Source organism: Pseudomonas orientalis (genome assembly GCF_002934065.1).
GTDB lineage: Bacteria > Pseudomonadota > Gammaproteobacteria > Pseudomonadales > Pseudomonadaceae > Aquipseudomonas > Aquipseudomonas orientalis_A.
Genome location: NZ_CP018049.1, coordinates 1,474,596 through 1,498,732 on the forward strand (window position 1 = coordinate 1,474,596; position 24,137 = coordinate 1,498,732).

Annotated in this window: 21 protein-coding genes; 8 read left to right on the top strand and 13 right to left on the bottom strand. The window is 59.3% G+C overall.

The features are described from left to right. The first annotated feature begins 59 nt into the window (after positions 1-59). The 4 genes from BOP93_RS06555 (at position 60) to BOP93_RS06570 (ending at position 3,898) form a co-directional block, all read left to right on the top strand. Positions 60-1,205, top strand: coding sequence for a serine hydrolase domain-containing protein (locus BOP93_RS06555; RefSeq protein WP_104501973.1), 1,146 nt, complete (start codon positions 60-62; stop codon positions 1,203-1,205). Positions 1,206-1,347: 142 nt separating this feature from the next. Next, positions 1,348-2,502 (top strand): OmpA family protein, encoded by a 1,155-nt coding sequence (locus tag BOP93_RS06560; RefSeq protein WP_104501974.1) that lies wholly within the window; start codon positions 1,348-1,350, stop codon positions 2,500-2,502. A gap of 27 nt (positions 2,503-2,529) precedes the next feature. Next, the gene (pdxH, locus tag BOP93_RS06565) at positions 2,530-3,177 is read left to right on the top strand and encodes a pyridoxamine 5'-phosphate oxidase (protein ID WP_065897010.1); all 648 of its coding nucleotides are present in this window, start codon (positions 2,530-2,532) and stop codon (positions 3,175-3,177) included. 256 nt (positions 3,178-3,433) lie between these two features. Continuing rightward, a complete protein-coding gene (locus BOP93_RS06570) occupies positions 3,434-3,898 on the top strand; it encodes a glycine zipper 2TM domain-containing protein (protein ID WP_065886131.1) in 465 nt (154 codons plus the stop codon). 715 nt (positions 3,899-4,613) lie between these two features. Here the strand turns inward: BOP93_RS06570 and nhaA are convergent. After that, on the bottom strand, positions 4,614-5,798 hold the full coding sequence (gene nhaA, locus BOP93_RS06575) for a Na+/H+ antiporter NhaA (RefSeq protein ID WP_104501975.1): 1,185 nt from the start codon (positions 5,796-5,798) through the stop codon (positions 4,614-4,616). Between the two features lie 215 nt (positions 5,799-6,013). On the opposite strand from nhaA, the gene BOP93_RS06580 reads away from it, so the two are divergent. Next, entirely contained in the window at positions 6,014-7,108 is a 1,095-nt protein-coding gene (locus BOP93_RS06580) for a PLP-dependent cysteine synthase family protein (protein ID WP_104501976.1), read from the top strand. A gap of 110 nt (positions 7,109-7,218) precedes the next feature. On the opposite strand, the gene BOP93_RS06585 is transcribed toward BOP93_RS06580, so the two are convergent. The 3 genes from BOP93_RS06585 to BOP93_RS06595 form a co-directional block, all read right to left on the bottom strand. Next, entirely contained in the window at positions 7,219-8,832 is a 1,614-nt protein-coding gene (locus tag BOP93_RS06585) for an NAD(P)/FAD-dependent oxidoreductase (protein ID WP_104501977.1), read from the bottom strand. 106 nt (positions 8,833-8,938) lie between these two features. After that, the gene (locus tag BOP93_RS06590; RefSeq protein ID WP_104501978.1) at positions 8,939-9,610 is read right to left on the bottom strand and encodes a COG3650 family protein; all 672 of its coding nucleotides are present in this window, start codon (positions 9,608-9,610) and stop codon (positions 8,939-8,941) included. A gap of 95 nt (positions 9,611-9,705) precedes the next feature. Continuing rightward, a complete protein-coding gene (locus BOP93_RS06595) occupies positions 9,706-10,305 on the bottom strand; it encodes a short chain dehydrogenase (protein ID WP_104501979.1) in 600 nt (199 codons plus the stop codon). 104 nt (positions 10,306-10,409) lie between these two features. Here BOP93_RS06595 and BOP93_RS06600 point away from each other — a divergent pair, with 104 nt between their 5' ends. Next, complete coding sequence (locus BOP93_RS06600; protein ID WP_104501980.1) at positions 10,410-11,324, top strand: LysR family transcriptional regulator; 915 nt, start codon at positions 10,410-10,412, stop codon at positions 11,322-11,324. Here the strand turns inward: BOP93_RS06600 and BOP93_RS06605 are convergent. From BOP93_RS06605 to BOP93_RS06645, 9 genes are all read right to left on the bottom strand, one after another. After that, positions 11,315-11,800 carry a DoxX family protein gene (locus BOP93_RS06605; RefSeq protein WP_104501981.1) on the bottom strand — a complete coding sequence of 162 codons (486 nt, stop codon included), beginning with the start codon at positions 11,798-11,800 and terminating at the stop codon, positions 11,315-11,317. The genes BOP93_RS06600 and BOP93_RS06605 overlap by 10 nt on opposite strands. Continuing rightward, positions 11,797-12,573: an HvfC/BufC N-terminal domain-containing protein gene (locus tag BOP93_RS06610; protein ID WP_104501982.1), complete on the bottom strand. Its 777-nt coding sequence runs from the start codon at positions 12,571-12,573 to the stop codon at positions 11,797-11,799. Before BOP93_RS06610 ends, BOP93_RS06605 begins: the two co-directional genes overlap by 4 nt. Continuing rightward, a complete protein-coding gene (gene bufB, locus BOP93_RS06615) occupies positions 12,570-13,448 on the bottom strand; it encodes an MNIO family bufferin maturase (RefSeq protein WP_104501983.1) in 879 nt (292 codons plus the stop codon). The genes BOP93_RS06610 and bufB overlap by 4 nt, the downstream gene beginning before the upstream one ends. Positions 13,449-13,471: 23 nt before the next feature. Then, positions 13,472-13,768: a BufA1 family periplasmic bufferin-type metallophore gene (locus tag BOP93_RS06620; RefSeq protein WP_104501984.1), complete on the bottom strand. Its 297-nt coding sequence runs from the start codon at positions 13,766-13,768 to the stop codon at positions 13,472-13,474. A 229-nt stretch (positions 13,769-13,997) separates the two neighbouring features. After that, on the bottom strand, positions 13,998-14,699 hold the full coding sequence (locus BOP93_RS06625; RefSeq protein WP_065886142.1) for an ABC transporter ATP-binding protein: 702 nt from the start codon (positions 14,697-14,699) through the stop codon (positions 13,998-14,000). A gap of 1 nt (position 14,700) precedes the next feature. Beyond that, a complete protein-coding gene (livG, locus tag BOP93_RS06630) occupies positions 14,701-15,468 on the bottom strand; it encodes a high-affinity branched-chain amino acid ABC transporter ATP-binding protein LivG (protein ID WP_065893410.1) in 768 nt (255 codons plus the stop codon). After that, entirely contained in the window at positions 15,465-16,718 is a 1,254-nt protein-coding gene (locus BOP93_RS06635) for a high-affinity branched-chain amino acid ABC transporter permease LivM (protein WP_065893411.1), read from the bottom strand. The genes livG and BOP93_RS06635 overlap by 4 nt, the downstream gene beginning before the upstream one ends. Beyond that, positions 16,715-17,638 (bottom strand): high-affinity branched-chain amino acid ABC transporter permease LivH, encoded by a 924-nt coding sequence (gene livH / locus BOP93_RS06640; protein ID WP_104501985.1) that lies wholly within the window; start codon positions 17,636-17,638, stop codon positions 16,715-16,717. The genes BOP93_RS06635 and livH overlap by 4 nt, the downstream gene beginning before the upstream one ends. A gap of 226 nt (positions 17,639-17,864) precedes the next feature. Next, positions 17,865-18,992: a branched-chain amino acid ABC transporter substrate-binding protein gene (locus tag BOP93_RS06645; RefSeq protein WP_104501986.1), complete on the bottom strand. Its 1,128-nt coding sequence runs from the start codon at positions 18,990-18,992 to the stop codon at positions 17,865-17,867. 341 nt (positions 18,993-19,333) lie between these two features. Here BOP93_RS06645 and BOP93_RS06650 point away from each other — a divergent pair, with 341 nt between their 5' ends. Continuing rightward, positions 19,334-19,645: a DUF2288 domain-containing protein gene (locus tag BOP93_RS06650; RefSeq protein WP_104501987.1), complete on the top strand. Its 312-nt coding sequence runs from the start codon at positions 19,334-19,336 to the stop codon at positions 19,643-19,645. Positions 19,646-19,896: 251 nt separating this feature from the next. Next, the gene (locus BOP93_RS06655; protein ID WP_104501988.1) at positions 19,897-24,132 is read left to right on the top strand and encodes a dermonecrotic toxin domain-containing protein; all 4,236 of its coding nucleotides are present in this window, start codon (positions 19,897-19,899) and stop codon (positions 24,130-24,132) included. Positions 24,133-24,137: the final 5 nt, after the last annotated feature.

Here is a 24,137-nt window from a genome sequence, read left to right on the forward strand (position 1 = left end):
CCCTCAATGACTGGAACAATGTCGGCCACTTTTCATGCGGTTTTCTCGAGGTCGCTCCGGTGCAGATTCAGGGTCATTACGCGCTCCAGTTCGAAGCGGTACGTGAAGCGTTTGCCGCATTGTTCGATGACCCTCAGGAGCGCGGTGCCGGGCTTTGCATCCAGGTCGGCGGCGAGACGGTTGTCGACCTGTGGGCCGGCACCGCCGATAAGGACGGCGCCGAGGCCTGGCACAGTGACACGATCGTCAATCTGTTCTCCTGCACCAAGACCTTCACTGCCGTCACCGCCCTGCAGCTGGTTGCCGAAGGCAAGCTGAAGCTGGATGCGCCCGTGGCCGATTACTGGCCGGAATTTGCCGCAGCGGGCAAAGCGTCCATTACCTTGCGCCAGTTGCTCTGCCATCAGGCCGGGCTGCCGGCGATCCGCGAGATGCTGCCCATCGAAGCCCTGTACGACTGGCAACTGATGGTCGATACCCTGGCGGCCGAAGCGCCGTGGTGGACACCTGGCCAGGGCCATGGCTACGAGGCGATCACCTATGGCTGGCTGGTCGGTGAACTGTTGCGCCGTGCCGATGGTCGCGGGCCCGGGGAGTCTATCGTGGCGCGGGTGGCGCGGCCGTTGGGACTGGATTTTCACGTGGGCCTGGCGGACGAAGAGTTTTACCGTGTCGCCCATATAGCCCGCAGCAAGGGCAATATGGGCGATGCTGCGGCACAACGGTTACTTCAAGTAATGATGCGTGAACCCACGGCAATGACTACAAGTGCATTTGCCAATCCGCCGTCTATTCTGACCAGCACTAATAAACCCGAATGGCGGCGTATGCAGCAACCCGCGGCAAATGGTCACGGTAATGCACGCAGCCTGGCCGGCTTTTATAGTGGTTTATTGGACGGTAGTTTGCTGGAAAGCGACATGCTCGAACAATTGACCCGCGAGCACAGTATCGGGCCGGATAAAACCTTATTGACCCAAACCCGTTTCGGCCTGGGTTGCATGTTGGATCAACCGGAGTTGCCCAATGCTACGTTCGGCCTTGGTCCGCGCGCATTTGGGCATCCGGGGGCAGGGGGCTCGGTAGGGTTTGCCGACCCTGAGCATGATGTAGCCTTCGGTTTTGTGACTAATACCCTGGGGCCCTATGTACTTATGGACCCACGGGCTCAGAAGTTGGTCGGAATATTGGCCGGTTGTCTATAAACCCCTTGCTGTTTCACAATTTTTTGTTACAAAGGCACGTATAAGAAGACGCTGAACGCAATGATGTAACTTCAATGTTCTTTAAGCGTCTGGTTAACGGGGCATGTGGCCCCTTGGTTTTTTCTCATTTTGTGGATATCTCATGTTATCGAACAAGTCCTTGGCACTGGCGCTGTGCCTCACTATTACCGGCTGTGCACAAACTCCACAAAATGATGCCGAAGGTGGGCACTGGTGGTCATTTGGATCAGATAAGGTTGCTACCAAGGACGCAGTGACCCAGACCGACGCCAAGCCGGATGCCAAGCCTGTTGCTGACGCCAAGCCCGCTGCCGATGCCAAGCCTGTCGCGCCTGTCGCCGCAGCGCCTGCTCCGGCAGCCAAGAGCGACACTGGCTTCAACTGGTGGCCATTCTCCGCCAAGAGCGCCGACGACAAGGCCGCCGAGGCCAAGGCCGACCTGAAAGCCGACCTCCAGGCCGCCACCCCGGCTCCCGTGGCCAAGACCGACACCGAAGCCCACTGGTGGTGGCCGTTCGATACCAAGCCCAAGCCACTGGCCAAGGTCGATGTGACCAACGTGCAGATGCCCGATCCGAAAATCACCCAGGCCTGGCTGGACGATTACGAGCCGCGCCTGCGCGCTGCGATCAAGGACAGCAACCTGCAATTGGAACGTCGCGACAACGTACTGGTGGTCATTGCCCCGGTAGACGGCTCTTACAACCCGAAACGCCCGGCGATGCTGCTGCCGGTGACCCTGGGCCCGTTCACGCGCGTCGCCAAGGCCGTTGAAGCCGATCCAAAGACCGCCGTACTGGTTCTGGGCCACGTTGATGCCACCGGCAGCGCTCCGGCCAGCCAGGCGCTGAGCAAGGAACGCGCGCAGTCGATTGCCTCGATTTTCAGCCTCAGCGGTTTGAAGCAGGACCGCCTGATGCTGCGGGGCATGGGCGACCTGATGCCGCGCGCCGCCAATGACAGTTCCCAGGGCCGTGCGCTGAATCGTCGCATGGAAATCATGTTCACTCAGCGTACAACTATGTTGGCGCTGCTGAGCCAGTACAACTCGGGCAAGACTCCGCCTGTGGCTGAAATGGTCGCCGTGCAGGATGTTCCCGCACCGGCCCCGGCGGCAAAAGCCCCGGCCAAGAAAGCGCCGGCCAAGAAAGCCGCCGCCAAGCCGGCTGCCAAGTCAGCCGCTAAAAAGGCCCCGGCCAAGCCGGCTGCGAAGAAACCGGCTGCGACCAAAGCCAAGGCTGCTGCACCGGCGAGTAACGACCAGGCGAAAAACTGATCCGTTGAACCACAAGGATAAAGCCGCATGACCCAGGCACTGGCCGATATGCGCCGTGACTACACACGGGACGGTTTGAGCGAGGCCCAGGCCCCGGACGAACCGTTTGCCTTGTTCCACCAGTGGTTCGCCGATGCGGTGAAAACCGAGCAGGCACCGGTGGAGGCCAATGCCATGACCCTGGCGACGGTTGACCAGGACGGTCGGCCGCACTGTCGCATCCTGTTGCTCAAGGGCCTGGATGCACAGGGCTTTACCTTCTTTACCAACTATCAGAGCGCCAAGGGTGAGCAACTGGCGGCGCGCCCGTTCGCGGCCATGACCTTTTTCTGGCCGACCCTCGAGCGCCAGGTGCGTATTGAAGGGCGGGTGGTCAAGGTCACGCCTGAAGAGTCGGATGCTTATTATCAGGTACGCCCCCTGGGCAGCCGCCTGGGTGCGTGGGCATCGCCGCAGAGCAAGGTCATTGGTGATCGCGAAGAACTGCAGCAACTGCTCAAGGCGACTGAACAACGTTTCAGCGACACCCAACCCGATTGCCCCGAGCATTGGGGAGGCTATCGTTTGTTGCCGGAGCGCATCGAGTTCTGGCAAGGCCGCGCCAGCCGACTGCATGATCGCCTCAACTATCGGCTGCAAGCGGGCCAATGGACGCGCGAGCGTCTTGCGCCTTGAGCGTCGCCTTTCGTCATCTCATCTGAATCATGTCCTGCGCGCCGAAGTCTTTATGTACGAGATTTCGGCGTTTTCGGCTGTACGACTACACTGATCAACCAGGCTATGGCATGGTGCGGCTTAGCTACCGCTCGTCGAATCCTGTGGTACCGACAGTCTGTACTCAGGCTGAATGAAAGCACTTTTTTGCCTGGCTTGCCGTGACAGGCGCCAAGCCGCAGCGTTTAATGAATACCTGTCCTTTGGAGTTGATGCTATGCGTAAGTCTGTTTTACTAGTTGCCTGCTTTACTACCCTGTCCTTGCTGTTGGGTGGCTGCGCCTCGAGTCTGACCGGCGACTCCTACTCCCGTGACGAGGCGCGTCGCGTACAGACCGTTCGCATGGGCACCATCGAATCCCTGCGTCCGGTGAAAATCGAAGGCACCAAAACCCCAATCGGCGGCGCTGCGGGTGCAGTCATCGGCGGCGTTGGCGGCAGCGCCATCGGCGGCGGCCGTGGCAGTATCGTCACCGCTGTGATCGGCGCGGTGGCCGGCGGCCTGCTGGGTTCGGCCACCGAAGAAGGCCTGACCCGCACCCAGGGCGTGGAAATCACCGTTCGCGAAGACGACGGCAGCATGCGCTCCTACGTACAAGCCGTGCAGGAAAATGAAATTTTCCGCATTGGCGACCGTGTACGCATCATGACGGTTGACGGTACCAGCCGCGTTACCCGCTAAGCGGTCAGCGAAAGGCAAAGAAAAACCCCAACCGGGTGACTGGTTGGGGTTTTTTGTTTAATGGGCCGTGATCTTACCGTCTAAAAGATCCTAATTGCACATAATAAAAAACCGCCTTAGTAGGGCGGTTTTTTATCGCAAGGCCATATCAAGCTAGCCTTGCAGGCTCACAGAACGCAATGACATGGTCGGAATGTTACTGCCGGCTGCGGTATCTGGCAAGAAGCCGTTGTAAAGCAGCACTAGCGCTTCTGATACTTTTTTTGTCAGAAAGAAATTGAAAATAAATAACAAAATTCGCCGTGCGCTTGGTCACACCTTCGGTGGGCCGCTCAGTTAGTATCGACGCCGTTCTACGTTCGTCATCCTGTGAGTCAGCCGGGTCAATGAGCAAGGTTTTGGACCCGCCGCCACGGGCTAGTAATCCGTGCCGGATTGATGCGGAGGGCCCGTCAACCCTGCCGCCTCATAGAACGCAATGACAGCATTCGAAGGCCCACGTGTTCCGGTAAGTGCGCTGGAGGTAAGGCCCAACGCTTGGAGGGCCGAGTATGTCTAAGTTTGCACGACGTACGTGGAACCTCGTAGTGAATGCCCTGCGTGTTTATCACGTATGGGTATTCCTGCGGGACAGCTTCGATGACCTGTAAGGTCTGAGAAGTGGGGCCGCCTCGATTCAGTTCGAGGCGGCTTTTTGGTGTTTGGCGATCACCTGCTAGGAAGTGACGGCTTTCCTGCGACTGGCCATCGCCGTCACCGCATAACCGATACAGGCCGCCAATATCGAACCGGTCAGAATCCCCATGCGATCCTCGCCGGCAAACTCGCTGACACCCGGTACGAAGGCCAGTGAGCCGACAAACAGGCTCATGGTAAAGCCGATACCACACAGAATCGCTACCCCCAGCACCTGGCCCCAGTTAGCGCCGCTGGGCAGTGAGGCGATGCCGGTCTTGATGGCCAGCCAGGTCAGGCCGAACACACCGATGGTCTTGCCGATCAACAGGCCGGCGGCAATGCCCATGGGCACGTGGTGGGTAAAGCTCTCGAGGCTGACGCCGGTGAGGGACACCCCAGCGTTGGCAAACGCGAACAACGGCAGTATGGCGTAGGCCACCCATGGGTGCAGGGCATGCTCCAGAGTCAGCAGGGGCGAGGTTTCGGCATTGCGGGTGCGCAATGGAATGCAGAACGCCAGGGTCACCCCGGCCAACGTGGCGTGCACGCCGCTCTTGAGTACGCACACCCACAGGATCAGGCCGATGATCAGGTACGGCCCAAGCTTGACCACGCCCATGCGGTTCATCGCGATCAAGGCGATCAGGCAGGCCGCTGCGCCTGCCAGGGATGCGCCGGACAGGTCGGCGGAATAGAACAGCGCAATGACGATGATGGCGCCCAGGTCGTCGATGATTGCCAGGGTCATCAGGAACAGTTTCAACGACACCGGCACGCGTTTACCCAGCAGTGCCAGCACGCCCAGCGCAAAGGCGATATCCGTGGCCATCGGGATCGCCCAACCGGCGAGGGCCGCAGGGTTGTCCTTGTTCAACGCCCAGTAGATGAGCGCGGGCACGACCATGCCGCCGATCGCCGCCGCACCCGGAAGCACCACTTGCGACGGTTTGGACAGGTGCCCATCGAGCAGCTCGCGCTTGACCTCAAGACCGATCAGCAGGAAGAACAACGCCATCAGGCCGTCATTGATCCACAGCAAGGCGGGCTTGGCGATCTGCAGCGCGCCAACCTGGGCCACCACGGGCGTGTCGAGAAAGGCGCCGTACAGGTGCGACAAAGGTGAGTTGTTGATAATCAGCGCCAAGGCGGCGGCAGCGATCAGCAACAGGCCGCTGGCGGCCTCCAGCTGGAAGAAACGAGTGAAAGTGCTACGCAGAGGCAAGGGATGCTCTCCAATCCAGGTTCAATAGGTGGGTACCCTAACCCGTACCGTTAGTTGTTAAAACAAAAGTTATATTCTTATTTGTTATAAGCGTAGGGCAGCGCTAGCGTTGCGTCTAAGCCTAGCAATTGTGTGTCCAATTGAGTCTTCACTGTATCTGTGTGCAGTGTAGGAAACCCCCTAATATCGGGCTGAAATCCTTAGAGAAGTCCCTCATGAGCGACCACCGTCCCTGGGCCCGCGAAGCCATCCGTATCATTGAAGCGGATTTCCAGCGCAGCGCCGACACCCACCTGATCCCGTTGCCATTGCCGGGCTTGCCGGGTATCGAGTTGTACTTCAAGGATGAGTCCAGCCATCCGACCGGCAGCCTGAAGCACCGGCTGGCCCGTTCGCTGTTCCTGTACGCATTGTGCAACGGCTGGCTGAAGCCGGGTGCACCCGTGATCGAGGCTTCCAGCGGCTCGACGGCCATTTCCGAAGCCTATTTCGCGCGCCTGCTCGGCCTGCCGTTCATTGCCGTGATGCCCGCCACCACCTCCCAGGAGAAGATCGCCCAAATCGCCTTTTATGGCGGCAAGAGCCATCTGGTGCAGGACCCTACGCAAATATATGCCGAGTCCGAACGTCTGGCGCAGGAGCGCGGCGGCCACTTCATGGACCAGTTCACCTACGCCGAGCGCGCCACCGACTGGCGCGCGAACAACAACATCGCCGAGTCGATCTTCCAACAGTTGCGTTTCGAGCAACACCCGGAGCCGAGTTGGTTGATTTCCAGCCCCGGAACCGGCGGCACTACCGCGACCCTGGGACGCTATGTGCGCTATCGCCAGCATTGCACCCGCGTGCTGTGTGCCGATGCCGAACGTTCGGTGTTTTTTGATTATTACCTGAGCGGCGACGCCAGCCTGCGCCTGGACTGTGGTTCGCGGATCGAAGGCATTGGCCGGCCACGGGTCGAGGCCTCGTTTTTGCCGGCGGTGATCGATGCGATGGTCAAGGTGCCGGACGCGCTGTCCCTGGCGGCCATGCATTACCTGGCCGAGCGGTTGGGCCGGCGGGTAGGGGGGTCCAGCGGGACGAATCTGATCGGTGCCCTGGTGGCTGCGCAACAGATGAAAGCGGCGGGGGAGTCGGGGTCGATCGTGGCGATTCTATGTGATGGGGGAGAGCGCTATGCCACCACTTACTACGATCAGGCGTGGCTGGCGGGGCAGGGCTATGACTTGCAAGGATTGATCGCGGCCGTTGCAGCAAGTGTCGAACACGGTGATGCGCTACCCGACACTGTCCTGCGCGCTAATATCTGACACACCACGAACCAAATGTGGGAGGGGGCTTGCCCCCGATTGCGGTGTGTCAGTCAAAGAGGCTCCAACTGAACCACTGCTATCGGGGGCAAGCCCCCTCCCACATGTTCTCAGGCCTCGATGCCCAGCATGTCCCGCGCCAAGGCCTCGGCAATCCGAATGCCATCGACACCTGCCGACAGAATGCCCCCGGCATAACCCGCGCCTTCACCGGCCGGGAACAAGCCTTTCACATTCAGGCTCTGCATCGATTCATCACGGGTGATCCGCAGCGGCGATGAGGTGCGGGTCTCGATGCCGGTTAAGACCGCGTCGTGCAGCGAGTAGCCTTTGATCTGCTTCTCGAATGCCGGCAAGGCTTCGCGGATGGCTTCGATGGCGAAGTCCGGCAGGGCCAGGGCCAAGTCACCCAGGGATACCCCCGGCTTATAGGACGGCTCCACGCTGCCGATAGCCGTGGACGGCTTGCCTGCGATGAAATCGCCGACCAACTGCGCCGGGGCTTCGTAATTGCTGCCGCCGAGCACGTAGGCATGGGACTCCAGGCGCTCCTGCAGTTCGATACCGGCGAGCGGCCCGCCCGGGTAGTCCACCTCAGGCGTAATGCCGACCACGATGCCCGAGTTGGCATTGCGCTCATTGCGCGAATATTGGCTCATGCCATTGGTCACGACGCGATTGGGTTCCGACGTCGCGGCCACCACGGTACCGCCAGGGCACATGCAGAAGCTATAGACCGAGCGACCGTTTTTGGCGTGATGCACCAGCTTGTAATCGGCGGCACCGAGTTTCGGGTGCCCGGCGTATTTGCCCAGGCGTGCGGCGTCGATCAACGATTGTGGATGTTCGATACGGAAACCCACCGAGAACGGCTTGGCCTCCATGTACACGCCACGGCTGTGAAGCATGCGGAAGGTGTCGCGGGCACTGTGGCCCAGCGCAAGGATCACGTGCCTGGAGAGGATGTGCTCGCCGCCGTCGATGACCACGCCATTCAACTGGCCATCTTCGATCAGCACGTCGGTGACCCGTTGTTCGAAGCGCACTTCACCGCCCAGGGCGATGATCTGCTGGCGCATGTTTTCCACCACGCCGGTCAGGCGGAACGTGCCGATATGCGGTTTGCTGACATACAGAATCTCTTCCGGCGCGCCGGCCTTGACGAACTCGTGCAGCACCTTGCGCCCGTGGAATTTCGGGTCCTTGATCTGGCTGTACAGCTTGCCGTCGGAGAAGGTCCCGGCGCCGCCTTCGCCGAACTGCACGTTGGACTCGGGGTTGAGCACGCTTTTGCGCCACAGACCCCAGGTGTCCTTGGTGCGTTGGCGCACTTCCTTGCCACGTTCGAGGATGATCGGCTTGAAGCCCATCTGTGCCAGCAGCAGCCCGGCGAAGATTCCGCATGGGCCGAAACCGACTACCACCGGCCGTTCGACCAGGCCATCCGGTGCCTTGCCCACCACGTGGTAGCTGACATCCGGCGCCGGATTGACGTTGCGATCATCGGCAAACTTGAGCAGCAGGGCCGCTTCGTTCTTCACATTGAGGTCGACGGTGTAGATGAAGCACAATTCCGAGGACTTCTTGCGGGCATCATAGCTGCGCTTGAACAGGGTGAAATCGAGCAGGTCATCACTGGCGATGCCCAGGCGCTGCACGATGGCAGGCCGCAGGTCTTCTTCGGGATGGTCGATGGGCAGCTTGAGTTCGGTGATTCGTAACATGACAGGATCCGGTAGGCGGCGGGCAAGAAGGCCGGCTGTTTTGCAAACCGGCGATTATAAGCCCCAATAGGGTTTTTCCGTCAGGTTAAAACGATGCAAGCTGCAATCAGTCCTCTCGCGAGCCGCCGAACGCCGCACAACCACGCTGTACCTGGCCGTTGACACGCAATTCGGCGCTCATGTGCTGCAGGCTGCCGCTCACGCTGTCGACGCAGCGCTGCGGGGCGACCCACAATTCGATGTGCTGGTGATTGGCATCGGTCATCAGATTGAAGCGCCCGTCACCCAGTTGCTCTTCGACATAAGGCACCGCCAGAGGCGGCTGGCCTTCGCGTTCCAGCACCATGCCCTTGGCCGTGACGCTCATCGCCCAGGCCGGCTTATGGCCGTTTGCCCGCAGGATCATGCGCTTGAAGTCCGGGTCATTGCAGGCCGATGTCGAGCGCTCCACGCGATACAACTGTTGCAGGTCCACCGAGCCCTGGGTGCCGCTGGCGACGCCGGAAAACTTGCCGCGCAAGTCGGCAAACAACGTGCCTTGCTGGCCGGCCAGGGAGGCGGCTTCCTGCAGGATGCTGGTGCCGGCGGTATCGTTGACCACGTAGTTGCGCTGGTCGCCGCAGGGTTGGAACAGCAGCTTGCCGTCAACTGCCGTCAATTCGCCCTGCATGCGGGTCAGCCCGACGGTAGACAGCCTGGCCGGCTCGCTGTCGAACATCTGGCAAGCGGCGAACAAGGGGAACAGGGCTAGCAGGGTAAGGGTCGAGGCGGCACGCATTTTCGGTCTCCAGACAAGTGCCGTCACGTTACGCAGGCTCGCGCCGCATCACAAGTGTGCGGCGCAGCTTCAGGCGATTCTTACAACCCTGAAACTCAGCCCACGATAAAAGTCTGACCGGTCTGCAAGCCCTCGACACTTTTCGCGTAGGCCAAAGCCACTTCGGCGCCTGCTACCGGTTTGAACCCACGGAAATAGGGGGCGTAGCTGCCCATGGCTTCCACCAGCACCGTCGGGCTCACGGAGTTGACGCGCAACCCCCGGGGCAGTTCGATTGCTGCGGCTTTGACGAAGGCGTCCAGCGCACCGTTGACCAGCGCCGCCGAGGCACCTGTGCGGATCGGATCACGGTTCAGGATGCCGCTGGTGAAGGTAAACGACGCGCCATCATTGGCGAACTCGCGGCCGATCAGCAGCAGGTTGACCTGGCCCATCAGCTTGTCACGCAAGCCCAGTTCGAAGTCGGTTTGGCTCATCTCTCCCAGCGCCACGAAGTTCACGTTGCCTGCCGCGCAGATCAGCGCGTCGAACGTGCCGGTCTGCTCGAACAGCTTGCGTATCGAGGCGCTGTCGCTGATATCGACTTGGAAGTCGCCGCTGTTACGACCGATGGCAATCACGTCGTGACGCTGCGCCAGCTCGGCCTTGACTGCCGAACCGATCGTGCCGCCGGCACCAATCAAAAGGATTTTCATCGTACTGTTCCTCCAGGAGTGAGATGAAGGTTCAGTCTAGAGTGGCTTTTTCCGTGGATAAACGCGCTAATGGGCAACCGTTGGTTTTCAATTGGAAACAATCGATGAGCGAAATGGACGATCTGGCGGCTTTCGCCGTATTGATCGAAGCCGGCAGTTTCACCCTGGCGGCCGAGCAACTGGGGTGCAGCAAGGGGCAATTGTCCAAGCGGATCAGCCAGTTGGAAGCGCAGTTCGGCGTGGTGCTGCTGCATCGCACCACTCGCAAGCTGAGCCTTACTGCGGCGGGCGCGGTGTTGCTGCCCCAGGCACAAGCGCTGGTGGTGCAGGTGGAACGGGCGCGTCAGGCACTGGCACGGCTTAAGGATGACTTGGCCGGGCCGGTGCGTATGACGGTTCCGGTTTCATTGGGAGAAACATTCTTCGATGGCTTGTTGCTGGAGTTTTCCAAGCAATACCCCCAGGTGCAGATCGAACTGGAACTGAACAACGGCTATCGAGACCTGGCACGGGACGGATTCGATCTGGGCGTGCGCTCGGGGGCCATCGAGAATGAGCGTCTGGTGGTCAAGCCTCTGCTGGCCTGGCACGAGATGACCTGCGCCAGCCCGGCTTATCTGCAACAGCATGGCGAACCGCTGTGCCCGGCGGATCTGGCGGGCCACACCTGTTTGCTCAACAGTCACTACAGCGGCCGCGAGGAATGGCTGTATCACCAGCGGCATGAGCTTCTGCGTGTGCGCGTGAGTGGCACCTTCGCTTCCAACCACTACAACCTGTTGAAGAAGGCCGCATTGGTGGGCGCCGGTATCGCGCGGCTGCCGTCGTACCTGCTGCCGGCGGAATTGGCTGACGGTCGATTATGCTGGCTGTTGCGTGACTATCAGACGCGCAGCCAGCCGATGTACCTGGTTCATCCCTATCAAGGTGGCCTGCCGCGCCGCACCCAGGTACTGGCCGACTACCTGGTGGACTGGTTCAAGCGCAGCGGTGCAACCCTGGATCGCCTTCAGCGGTAGTGCCGAGCGATCCAGTGGTCGATGGATAACCGGCCCGGGCCCCTGGCCACCAACAGTAATAACAGCGCAATCCAGGTGCCATGGGTGGGGTAGGCGTCCGGGTAGACAAACAACTGAATGGTCAGGGTCATGCCGATCAAGGCAAGGGCCGAGAATCGCGTGGCCAATCCCAGCAGGATCAGCACCGGGAAAAAGTGCTCGGCAAATGCCGCCAGGTGCGCGGCGACTTCGGGGGACAACAGCGGGACATGATATTCGCTGCGAAACAGTGGCAAGGTCGAGGCAGCAAGTCTGGGTTCGCCGAGTTCGAAGGTGCCATTGATCAGGTCGATGGTAAAGCCTTCGACCTTGGTTTGCCCCGACTTCCAGAACACCGCCGCGATGGAGAAACGGGCGATAAAAGCGATCAGGCTGTAAGGGGTTTTTTCGAGAAGGGCTATGGCCTGTTTCAGCAGGCCGGCAGCGGAACTGTTCATGGCGATACCTTTTGTTCCAGGTGTAAGTGAGCGATGGCGTCGTGCCTGATCAACAGCGTCAGGCAGCGATGCAGGTCGAATTCGGAGGAGGCCTGCAAGGCATGCTCCACCGCCATTTCCAGCCCCGTGCCCTGGTTCAGGCAGTTGATAAAGGCCACCGAGCCGCTGTCGATGGCGAAAGTCTTGACCGCCAGCCCGTGGCGCAACACCAATGCGTTCTGCGCAGGCCAGGGGTTGAAATCAGCGAGACCGCCGTCAGTCTGGTGCGCGGCCCATATCGCCACCACCGCATGGGCAGAGCGCAAGGTGGCAAGCGATGGATGCAGTTGCAGGCTTGACTGCCCGAGGTTGGCCTGGCCCTGAAGGTGCTGAAGAATATGCTGCTGGCACAGCGCCGGCGTGTCGGCTGCGTGATAGGCACGCACCCGCAGGCGCTCCAGTCGTGCGACATCCGCCAGGTAAGGCACGCTGTCGGCCGGTTCGAATACCTGAATAAAATCGGCCAATCGGCTGCCGTACTCGTTGATCAGCGGGCTGGCAGGCGGGTTGGCCTGGACGAAAAGGCCGGCCATGGCGCGAAAGAACTCATCGCCCACCAGTTGCAACGTCACCGGATAACTGGCCGCCAAGGCATTGATCAGCGAGCCATGCACATTGTTGCGATACACCGCAAAGCGGCTGGCGGGGTCGGCGCCGTTGCTGCTGAACAGGCCATCCGGGCAGCCACCGTGCGCCGCGAGCAGGGCATCGGCAAACGCGCTCTGGACACTCATGACATCACCCGCGACAGATGCCATTCGGCTTGCCGGGCCTCGGCGTGCAGCACGCTGAAGGCCGGCACCCGGTTATCGCGCTCGATCAGTGTGGCGACCGGCCCCGTACGTTCGAGCACCTGTTCGTAGAGTCGCCACACGGCATCATCGACCGGCGCACCGTGATCATCGATGAGCAGTCGGTCGCCCAGGCTGTCGGTGTCTTCGGCAAAGCCGGCCAGGTGTACCTCGCCGACGGCATGCAAAGGCAAGGCATCGATGTAGGTCAGCGCATCACGCTGATGATTGATGCACGACACGTAGACGTTATTCACGTCCAGCAGCAAACCGCAGCCGGTGCGCCGAACGATCTCGCTGATGAAGTCGGTTTCGTCCAGGGTGGAGCGCTGGAACTGCACATAAGTCGACGGGTTCTCCAGCAGCATCGGCCGCTTGAGCGTGCTTTGCAGCTGGTCTATGTGCTCGCATACCCGAGCCAGCGCTTGCGCATCGTAGGCCAGGGGCAGCAGGTCATTGAGAAATACCGGGCCGTGGCTGGACCAGGCCAGGTGTTCGGAAAATGCGTGGGGTTGATAGCGATCGATCAGCCTGGCCAACCTCGCCAGGTGCTGAGGGTTCAGTGGACTTTCGCCGCCGATGGAGAGGCCCACGCCATGCAGTGACAGTGGGTAGTGCTCGCGGACCAAGCCCAGGTGGTGGTGAAAAGGCCCGCCGGCAACCATGTAGTTTTCGGCATGCACTTCGAAGAAACCGACGTCGGGGCGGGTCTCAAGCACGTGCTGGATGTGCTCGGTCTTCAGTCCCAGCCCGGCCCTGTGAGGGAGGCCGGGCACCTGAGCCGGTGAGACCGTGGGGGAGAGTGAAAGCGTCATCATCAGTCCTCAGGTTTTTTTTGGATTCAGGACTTGGCGGTAAAGGCCGCTTCCTGACCGAAACCGGTTGGCGAGGTGGAGCTTGGGGTCTTGAGGCACGTACCGGCTGGGACCAGTTTCCAGGCGTTGGCCTGGTCTTTGGTTTTCGAGGTGCCGGCGCAGGAAGTGCCGGCGCCTGCGGCGCAGTCGTTCTTGCCGGCTTCGGCGATGCCGAAGCATTTCTGCATGTCGTCGGCGGCATGGGCGGTGGTGGCGAGGGCAGACAGGCTCAGAGCCGAGCCGAGGGCCATTACGAGGGCGGCGGCGGACAGCTTGGTGGTCATGGTGTATCTCCAGCAGTGGGTTGAAAGGACAGGCTCGATTGCCTGCCTGCACCACTAGAGAGAGGGGGATTGGGTTCGTTACAAGACCAGTCGAAAAAACTTCAAATGACGCAAAACAAATGTGGGAGGGGGCTTGCCCCCGATAGCGGTGTATCAGTCAAAAATGTTCTGACTGAACCACCGCCATCGGGAGCAAGCCCCCTCCCACATTTAGAGCCAGCGCCGGGTCTTAGCCGCCGAGGTACGCCTCCCGCACCTTCGGATCCGTCAACAGCTGCTCGCCAGTGCCCTGCATCACCACCCGGCCGTTCTCCAGCACATAGGCCCGGTCGGCGATTTTCAGGGCCTGGTTGGCGTTCTGTTCCACCAGGAACACCGTCACGCCGTCCTTGCGCAGCTGTTCGATGATGTCGAAGATCTGCTGGATGATGATCGGTGCCAGGCCCAAAGATGGCTCGTCCAGCAGCAACAGCTTGGGCTTGCTCATCAACGCGCGGCCGATGGCGAGCATTTGCTGCTCGCCGCCGGACATGGTGCCGCCGCGCTGGCTGAAGCGTTCCTTGAGACGGGGGAACAGGTGCAGCACCTTGTCCATCTGCTCCTGGTAGTCGCCCTTGTCGGTAAAGAACCCGCCCATGGCCAGGTTCTCCTCCACGGTCAGGCGCGAGAACACGCGACGGCCTTCCGGTACCACCGCAATGCTCTTGCGCATGATTTCGGCGGAGTGCTTGCCCACCAGCTCTTCACCCATGTAGCGGATGCTCCCGCTGTGGGCCTGGGGCGAGCCGCACAGGGTCATCAGCAGGGTGGACTTGCCGGCACCGTTGGCGCCGATCAGGGTCACGATCTCTCCCTGGCGCACTTCCACGTTGACGCTGTGCAGGGCCTGGATCTTGCCGTAGAAAGTGCAAACGTTTTCGAATTGCAGCATTTTACGCTTCCCCCAGATAGGCTTTGATCACTTCGGGATTGTCGCGGATCTGCTCCGGCGTCCCGTCGGCCAGCGGCGTGCCCTGGTTGATCACCACGATATGGTCGGAAATGCTCATGACCAGTTTCATGTCGTGTTCGATCAACAGCACCGTGGCGTTGTTTTCCTCACGCAACACGCCGATCAGTGCCTTGAGGTCTTCGGTTTCCTTGGGGTTCAGGCCGGCCGCCGGTTCGTCGAGCATCAGGATTCGCGGGCGAGTCATCATGCAGCGGGCGATTTCCAGGCGCCGTTGCTGGCCGTAGGCGAGGGTGCCGGCCGGCCGGTTGGCGAACTCGGTGAGATTGACCTTGTCCAGCCAGTATTCCGCGTACTCCATGGCCTCGCGCTCGCTCTTGCGGAACGCCGGGGTCTTGAACAGGCCTGCGAAGAAGTTGGTGTTCAGGTGACGGTGCTGGGCGATCAGCAGGTTCTCGACCGCCGTCATGTCCTTGAACAGACGCACGTTCTGGAAGGTGCGCACCACACCCTTGCGGGCGATCTCGTGACCGGCCAGGCCCTGGATCGGCTGACCGTCCAGCAGGATATTGCCGCCGCTCGGCTTGTAGAAACCGGTGAGGCAGTTGAACACCGTGGTCTTGCCGGCGCCGTTCGGGCCGATCAGCGCCACAACCTGTTTCTCTTTGACGGTCAGGGCAACGCCATTGACCGCCAGCAAGCCGCCGAAGCGCATGCTCAGATTTTCGACTTTCAGGATCTCGCGGCTCATTTGCGCAGCTCCATGTGTGGACGTTGCATGGGCAGCAGGCCTTGAGGGCGCCAGATCATCATCAGCACCATCATGGCGCCGAACATCAACATGCGGTATTCGCTGAACTCACGCATCATTTCCGGCAGCAGAATCATCACGATCGCCGCCAGGATCACGCCCAGTTGCGAGCCCATGCCACCCAATACGACGATGGCGAGAATGATCGCCGACTCGATAAAGGTGAACGACTCCGGGGTCACCAGGCCCTGGCGCGCGGCGAAGAAGCTGCCGGCAAAACCGGCGAACGCGGCGCCCAGGGTGAACGCGGAGAGCTTGATAATGGTCGGGTTCAGACCCAGGGCGCGACAGGCGATTTCATCTTCGCGCAACGCTTCCCACGCACGGCCGATGGGCATGCGCAGCAAACGGTTGATCACGAACAGTGCCGCCAACGCCAGCAACAGGGCGACCAGGTACAGGAACACCACTTTGCTCACCGGGTTGTAGGCAATCCCGAAGTACTCGTGGAAGGTCTGCATGCCTTCGGCTGCGGTGCGGTCGAATGACAGCCCGAAGAACGTCGGCTTGGGGATGCTGCTGATGCCATTGGGGCCACCAGTGATATCGGTGAGGTTACGCAGGAACAGGCGGATGATTTCACCGAAGCCCAGGGTCACGATGGCCAGGTAGTCACCGCGCAGGCGCAACACCGGAAAGCCCAGCAGGAAGCCGAAAGTGGCCGCCGCCATACCTGCCAATGGCAGGCAGATCCAGAAACTCCAACCCAGGTAGTGCGAGAGCAGCGCGTAGGTGTAGGCACCCACCGCATAGAAGCCCACATAGCCCAGGTCGAGCAGCCCTGCCAGACCCACCACGATGTTCAGGCCAAGGCCAAGCAACACGTAGATCAGGATCAGGGTGGCGATGTCCACCGCGCCACGCGAGCCGAAGAACGGCCAGATCAATGCGGCGATGATCAGGCCGATGATGATGTAGCGCTGGGTGCGCGGCAGGGTCAGGAATTGGCTGACCTTGGGCGACACCAACGGCGCACGGTTGCCCTTGAACAGGGCGCCGACCTGCTGGGTGAACAGCACGCGCAAGAACATCAGCACCGAACACAGAGCGATGATGGTCAGGGTTACGGGCCCGGTGCCATGCACTTCCAGGTTGATCCCGACAATGCTCAGCTTGAGGCCGAGTACCGGAAAGGCCACGGCCCATACCAGCAAGGCGCTGAAAAACGCCGATTTAAGATATCTGCTCATACTTTCTCAACCTCCGGACGGCCCAGGATGCCGGTCGGACGGAACAACAGCACCAGAACCAACAGGCCGAATGCCACGACGTCCTTGTACTGGTCACCGAAGATATCGGCGCCAAAGGCTTCGGCCACACCCAGCACCAGCCCGCCGAGCATGGCGCCCGGGATGCTGCCGATGCCGCCCAATACCGCCGCGGTAAAGGCCTTGAGGCCTACCAGGAAGCCGGCGTTGGGGTTGATCACGCCGTACTGCATGCTCAGCAACACGGCAGCGACGGCTGCGAGTGCGGCGCCGATCACGAAGGTCAGGGCAATGATGTTGTTGGTGTTGATGCCCAGCAGGTTGGCCATCTTGATGTCTTCGGCGCAGGCCCGGCAGGCGCGCCCCAGACGGGAGCGGGAAATGAACAGCGTGAGGCCGAGCATGGCCACCAGGGTGACAATGAAGACCAGGATCTGCATGTAGGAGATCAGCACTTCTTGTGCGCCACCTGGGCCGAAGGAGATGCTCCCCGGAATCAGGTTGGGAATGGACTTGTCCTTGGAGTCCTGGGACAGCAGTACGGTGTTCTGCAGGAAAATCGACATGCCGATGGCGGAAATCAGCGGGATCAAACGGTTGCTGCCACGCAGGGGACGGTAGGCAACCCGCTCGATACTGTAGCCATAGGCACTGGTCACGATGATCGACGCCAGGAACGCAGCGGTCATCAACAGCGGCAGGGAGTGGATCCCCATCATGGCCAGCCCGGCAAGGGCGATGAAGGCCACGTAGGAACCAATCATGTACACCTCGCCATGGGCGAAGTTGATCATTCCAATGATGCCGTAAACCATTGTGTAGCCAATGGCTATCAAGGCATAGGTGCTGCCAATGGTCAGGCCATTAACCAGCTGTTGGAAAAAATGATAGATCTCAGGCATTACAGCGCTCCTAAAAACCCGATACGCATTTCACTGGTGGAGTCATTTCCGGCTGGGTGCCCTGTTCTGTGACCAGGTTGCACGAAGCGTTTGCCAGCGAACCGCTGGTGACGGTTTTAAGATTTTCAGGTGAGCCAGCGCCCGGATCGCGGGTGACAGGCCCATAAACCTCGTAAAACAAAGCCCACTGCTCTCACAGTGGGCTTGTTGACCAGTAACGCCTGGCTTACTGAGGGGAAACTTCGGTTTTTGGTTTACCGAAGTGCCATTCGTAGACCACGAACTTGAAGTCCTTCAGGTCGCCCTTGGCATCGAAGCTCAGGTCACCAGTAGGGGTCTTGAAGGTACCGGCGTGGATGGCTTCGGCCACCTTGGCAGTGTCTTCGCTTTTCGCGGCCTTGATACCGCCGGCGATCACTTCGATGGCCGAGTAGGCCGGGAACACGAACGGACCGGTTGGGTCCTGCTTGTTCTTGGCAAACTCTTCAACGATGGCTTTGTTGGCAGGATCGGTGTCGAAGGATTTCGGCAGGGTCACCAGCAGGCCTTCGGAAGCGCCCTGGGCAATTTGCGAGATGGAATCGTTGCCGACGCCTTCTGGGCCCATGAACTTGGCGTTCAGGCCTTTTTCCTTGGCCTGGCGCAGGATCAGGCCCAGCTCCGGGTGGTAGCCGCCGTAGTAGACGAAGTCGACGTTGGCTTGCTTGAGTTTCTGGATGATCGAGGAGAAGTCCTTGTCACCGGCGTTCAGGCCTTCGAAGACGGCAACTTTGACGCCTTTTTCTTCAAGGGTTTTCTTTACGGCGCTGGCGATGCCTTCACCGTATTGCTGCTTGTCGTGCAGTACGGCAACGATTTTCGGCTTCACATGGTCGGCGATGTAGTTGCCGGCCGCCGGGCCTTGTGCGCTGTCCAGGCCGATGGTGCGGAAGATCAGCTTGTAGCCACGGGCGGTGATTTCCGGGCTGGTGGCTGCCGGGGTAATCATGATGACGCCTTCGTCTTCATAAATATCCGACGCGGGCTGAGTGGAGCTGGAGCAGAGGTGACCGACCACGAACTTGACGCCGTCATTGACCACTTTGTTGGCGACGGCAACGGCCTGTTTCGGATCGCAGGCGTCATCGTATTCCTTGGCTTCAAGCATTTTGCCGTCTACGCCGCCCTTGGCGTTGATGTCGGCGATGGCCTGCTTGGCACCCATGAATTGCATGTCGCCGTATTGCGTTACGGGACCGGTCTTGGGACCGGCGATGCCGATCTTGATGGTGTCGGCTGCGAACGAATGGCCGGCAACCCCAGCCAGGACCATAGCGGCAAACAGTTTGGAAATCTGCTTAGTAGCCTTATTCATAGTGCTCCACTCTTACTGTTGTATTTTTTATAGTTCTAGCGGCCTTGTGAGCTGCAGAACCGGATCAGATATCGCGGATATCCCCCCGGCATTGCCCTGGCAACTGTACCGGTACAGTGTAGAGCGCCGGTTGATCGCTTGAAAAGCTGGCTGTCGGGGGCAAAACCGGGTTGTGTCGCTTAAATGAAAGAAAAAGACAGAATTGCGCCGGGGTTATACCAGTCTTTCAAGCATTCCCTGGCTTTTCCGACGCTTTCAATCGCTACCTCATTTGCTACTGGGTTTTTCTGACTGAGCCACGACGCTATGATTGCGCCGATTTTTTACTCAGGTGAACTCCCATGACGCAAGAACCAAGCACCCTCTATGCCAAGCTGCTCGGTGAAACCGCTGAAATTACCTGGAAGGAGCTCGAACCGTTCTTTGCCAAGGGTGCCCTATTGTGGGTCGACGCCGGCCTGGATTTGATCGAAGCGGCCGAGGGAATGGCCGAAGACAACCGTGACAAAGTCGCTGCCTGGCTGGCTTCGGGGAGCCTTGGCGAAGTGTCTGCGACGCGGGCGTTGGACCTTGTTGAGCGTGATCCGAGCTTGTGGGCGGTGGTGGTTTCGCCGTGGATACTGATCCAGGAAAGGGCGACGATCAGCAGGTGAGCCCCGCAATGGTGCGCCAGCGCAGCGAAGCGAAGTGTGTAGGCCAGTAGCGTGATGGCTCTTTGCCGTAGAGAAATGTCACAGGTAAGGGTGACGTTAACGTCATGGGCACAGTTGTATGACTGTTGCCAACTCAGTTTAATTGTTACTGAGTACAACTGAATCTCCGTCGTAAGTATGTGATGCCTACTCGAACTGACAGCGACGTATTTTGAGCCCTGAACTATTCATTTTTCAGCAAGGGCTCAATCATGCAACTGGCTTCACGCTTGTCTTCCACTCCCTCTGCGAGCCTTTGGGCGACGCAGGATAATGACTACAAGGCGCACTACCGGAATCAACTCGAAGGCATCGATAAAAAGCTTCAGGTTCTGCGTGCGCGGCCGACGTTTTCATCGTTTTTAAACGAGCGAGTGAATGCCATATTCCCCTCGACCGCCAAGCCTTTGGACGCCTCTCGGGTGTTCATTGAAAGCGATTCGAGCGACGCGACGGTCGAGCCGGATGCCGATCAGGTGACCCGGCTACTCCCCAGCTTGATGGATGCCGTGGTGAGGCGAATTGTCGATGATCAACCCGCGACATATGCCAATCGGCGTACGCGCTTTACCTTTGATCGAGACGAGGCGGCCGACCAGGGGTTGCCATCGTCGCTTACCCCAGTTGCATTTGACGCTTTTCTGGATGACCTTGCCGGTTCACTGCAGACCGCCTACAAGACTTGCCTGGATGCGTTCTGGAATAAGGCAGATACCGCAGCAGACCCGCGCTCGCACAAGCAACGCGTTATTTTAGCGCGCAGTTTGCAAATCAGCCTGGAAGCGTCATTGCTCAGGGCGGACGGAACGCTGAACTCTAATGGCTTGCTGCTGGTCGAGGCGTTTGTGGCGTACCCCGATGCTGTAGCACGACAAACAAGGCCCAACCGGCCTGCCGGCTACTCCCTGGTGCTCAAGGGCACAACTGCGGACATGCCATTGCATGGGGCGTTGGTGCTAACCTCCCAGGGCCCCTCTGATCCGCCGTCAGCTGACAACACTTCACCTGCGGCCCCTGTCGCTCGCCGTGTCGAGCCCAGTGCCAGCGTGGGCATCGTGGTGTTGTTCACACCCAATCGGGGGCTGGAGGCATTCCCTTCATTGGCGCTTCTGGATCAGGAACTGCATCGTCGTTTAAACACCGACTACGAGTTCGATAGCCTGTTCACACTGCTGGCAAACAAAGATTGTGAACCTGCTACAACCTTGCGTGACAGGGTGCCCGCCACAGGATGTTTTGCCTATGAGGAGATTTTCGAATCGGTCTTCAGCACCAGTGTAGCGTCGCAATACGAAAAGTTGATTGAAGACTTGGCATTCGAGGTCAGCCGTTATCAGCAACGGGGTGTAGACGAAGACTTTAGCCAATTGCCGGCCAGCTTGAATCTGGCCACGGACATGCAGCGGCTTTTTGGCGTAAGTGATGTGCTGCTCGCTCGGGAAACAAAGCGCTCCAAGGCTGAACTCGATCAATTTTTAAGCACAGCAGCAGAAGCGGACAAACAGGCTTGGGCGACGGCCGTGCGCGACTACTTGAGTGAGCTGCAACGTACCGATACAGGGGAGGGCGCGCCCTCGGTTTTACAGTTCGGTGACCACAAAGCGTTATTGGCCTACAGCAATGAACAACTGGCGAAGGCGCTGGAGGACCAATATGGCATCAACACGGACCCTTCCGATATCAAGGTCACTATTCGTCGGCCAAACCCTGCACCGGGCATCTATTTTCCCGGTGCCAGGCCTAATCCGCAAACCGGCCAGTCCCACTATGCCATTGAAACAAAAAGCCTGGCAGAGTTGGCGCTGGTCAATGTCGATTACCTCGACGAGGTGTTCGTAGCCAAGTCCCGCTTAAGCCTCTACGGCGAGCCCTATACGGAGTTGACCACGCAGCAAGTCAAGGACCTGGTGCGCGACGTGGATATCGGCGGCTCCTATATTGAGTTTCTGAACACGCGTTTGCTGACCTCCAGCGAGGCTCGCAGGCTCAAGCAGGATTTTGTCAATGTGATGCACAAACAGCTCAGGGTTGATGCCATTGAAGCCAAGATCGCCAAGGATTATTTAGCGCACCCGCAGGACCTTAGTTATCTGTTGGTTAAAAGCGTGCTCGATCAACCCACCGACAACGGTCAGCGGGCAAAAGTCGAGGGTTATAAAGTCGTGGTCGCCGCGCTCTATGTACGTGACATCCTCGTGAGGGGGGTGTTGGCTTTCATCTCGAAAAAACCAAAGGTCTATACCGTGGTGCTTTACACCCCGCGAGCGAAAGACGGACGGGCATTTCGTGAATTCACCGGCATGACGCAACTGCTTGAGCAATTTATCAATGACGAGGCATGGCGTGACTACCTGTTTGAAAGGATGGACGGCGATGCGCTACCTAGGCTGCGCAGCACGCTCAGAAGAGGGGTTTTTCGCAGCGAGGTCTCGTTATCGCCCATCAGTTTGAATTTTCTCGAGTGGTACTACGACGTCGAGGCTCGCGCCGCCATTGCCCATGCGGATCGAAAAACCACCAGTACCCATGAGGCAAATGTGCGTAGCGTCTGGACCGTTGTTGAAGGGATGGTGGAATTGGCACTGGCGGTTTTTCCCACCAAAATCACCTTTGTCATCGGCCTGGTGCGCAGCGCAATGTCGTTGAGTGCGGCCCTGGATGCTTTGCAAAATGATGACTCTGTCGGGGCGACCCATCAGTTTGTGAGGGCTTTCACGTATGCGGTTGGAGCGTTGGTAGACGGCGCCGTGGGTTTTGCTCCGATACATCTCACCCCGCCTGCTCGCCCTCAATTGCCCCACAACATGGCCCTCAAGGCCGCGCCGAAAGGTGTGACGCCTCTGTCCGGATGGGAAAGCAAAGGGATCTACACTCGCCCGGGAAAAGGCTCGACGCCAGGGCAGCATTTTCTCAAGGAGAAAGACCGCTGGTACAAGGTCACCTATGACAAAACCTCGGGAACCGGCATCTGGCGCCTGCAAAAGCCTCGTCAAACGGCAGAATATCAGTATCACCTGCCGCCCCTTGCTCAGAACACTTTGAATGAGTGGGTCATACGCTCGCCAGAGTATGGTTTGAGAGGCGGCTATCACTCACGCATGGCGCGAGATGACCTGACCAGGCTCTACCCCGACCTGGATGCGCAACAGGCTGCCAGGGTGTTGGACTCATTCGATTTCCCCGCTGGCCGTGAAAGGGCTATGGAGCTTAGCCTCGTCAGGCGATTGGGAAGTGGTCCGCTGGAACTACAAGCGATAGGTCTGCGGGATATTCCCGGTGAATTTCGTCAGTACCTGAATTCGGCGACGACGCTGGATCAGGCAAGGCTGCGGCTGCAGGGGATCGACCAAAGCGTGAGTGGGGTTGCAGTGACCCTGCCGCCGGCACGGCCGAGTGTGATCGTGACAAATCAGTGGCGATCATGGGGTGATAGCCTTGAGGGTGCATCGCTGCAAGCCGTACCGGAAACGTTCAGCGTCTACAAGCACACGCCAGTATACAGTCGGGATTCGGGCTGGTCCCAGACCGAAGGTACGTTCATTAAAGTAGCGGATCGTTACTATCGTACAACCGCTGATGTGACATGGTACGACACGAGTGTGGCTATTCGAAATCCCAACGTTTCCTATAACGACTTTGATAGTTTCGAACTGATGTTGCGAAACAACCCGTCTGAACAGCCGATGGTCGCACTCTATGACCGCGGTACTTCCACGTGGCGTGTCATTGATCGACGACCTTTTGAAAAACCGATCACTGCTTACGTTCAGGACGCGTTCCCGGAAATGAGCACGTCGACCCACCGACAAATTGCCCGGGAGATATTCAACAAATACCACAAGAGCTTCGAATATGTGGACCTGCTGCGTATCTGGCGCACGGGGCAGACAAGTATGAAAGATCCTTTGTCGCTTATTTATTTGTCCGTTCACACAGGAGGAGCGAACCCGAAAATTCATATCGGCCGAGCTCATGAGGGCGCTCTACCACCTGTCTGGCGGCGTGTGAATTTTGAGCCTGCCAGTTTTGACCCTCACTTCATTCATGCTGTCACCCGTCCAGGGCCGGTCACGCTGCGAGGGTTGATGGCTGAGATAATGGCCAGGGTCGTGGGTGCTGAATTACTGGAGACATCGACATATGGAACTGCACTCTTATTCAGGCGTGTACAGGACGGTGGACTTTATTGCGTACACCCGGTTGACATCCATGAACCGTTCGTCACAGATGTTGATTTCCTTCGTGTACCTGTGCGCAGTTTCGGCCGCACGGGGCGGCCGGGGAGATTTGCTGTCAGGGAAAACGCCTTTCCTCAAAACGCTGCACGGGTGCGTGTGGCGCTTGGAGAGAACAGGCTGATAAACCTGATCGGAGGCATTCTGCATAACCGCCACGGCACCCAGCTCCCCAATCTGTTTATTATCAGGATCAGCGCCAGTCCCTCCTAAGTGAG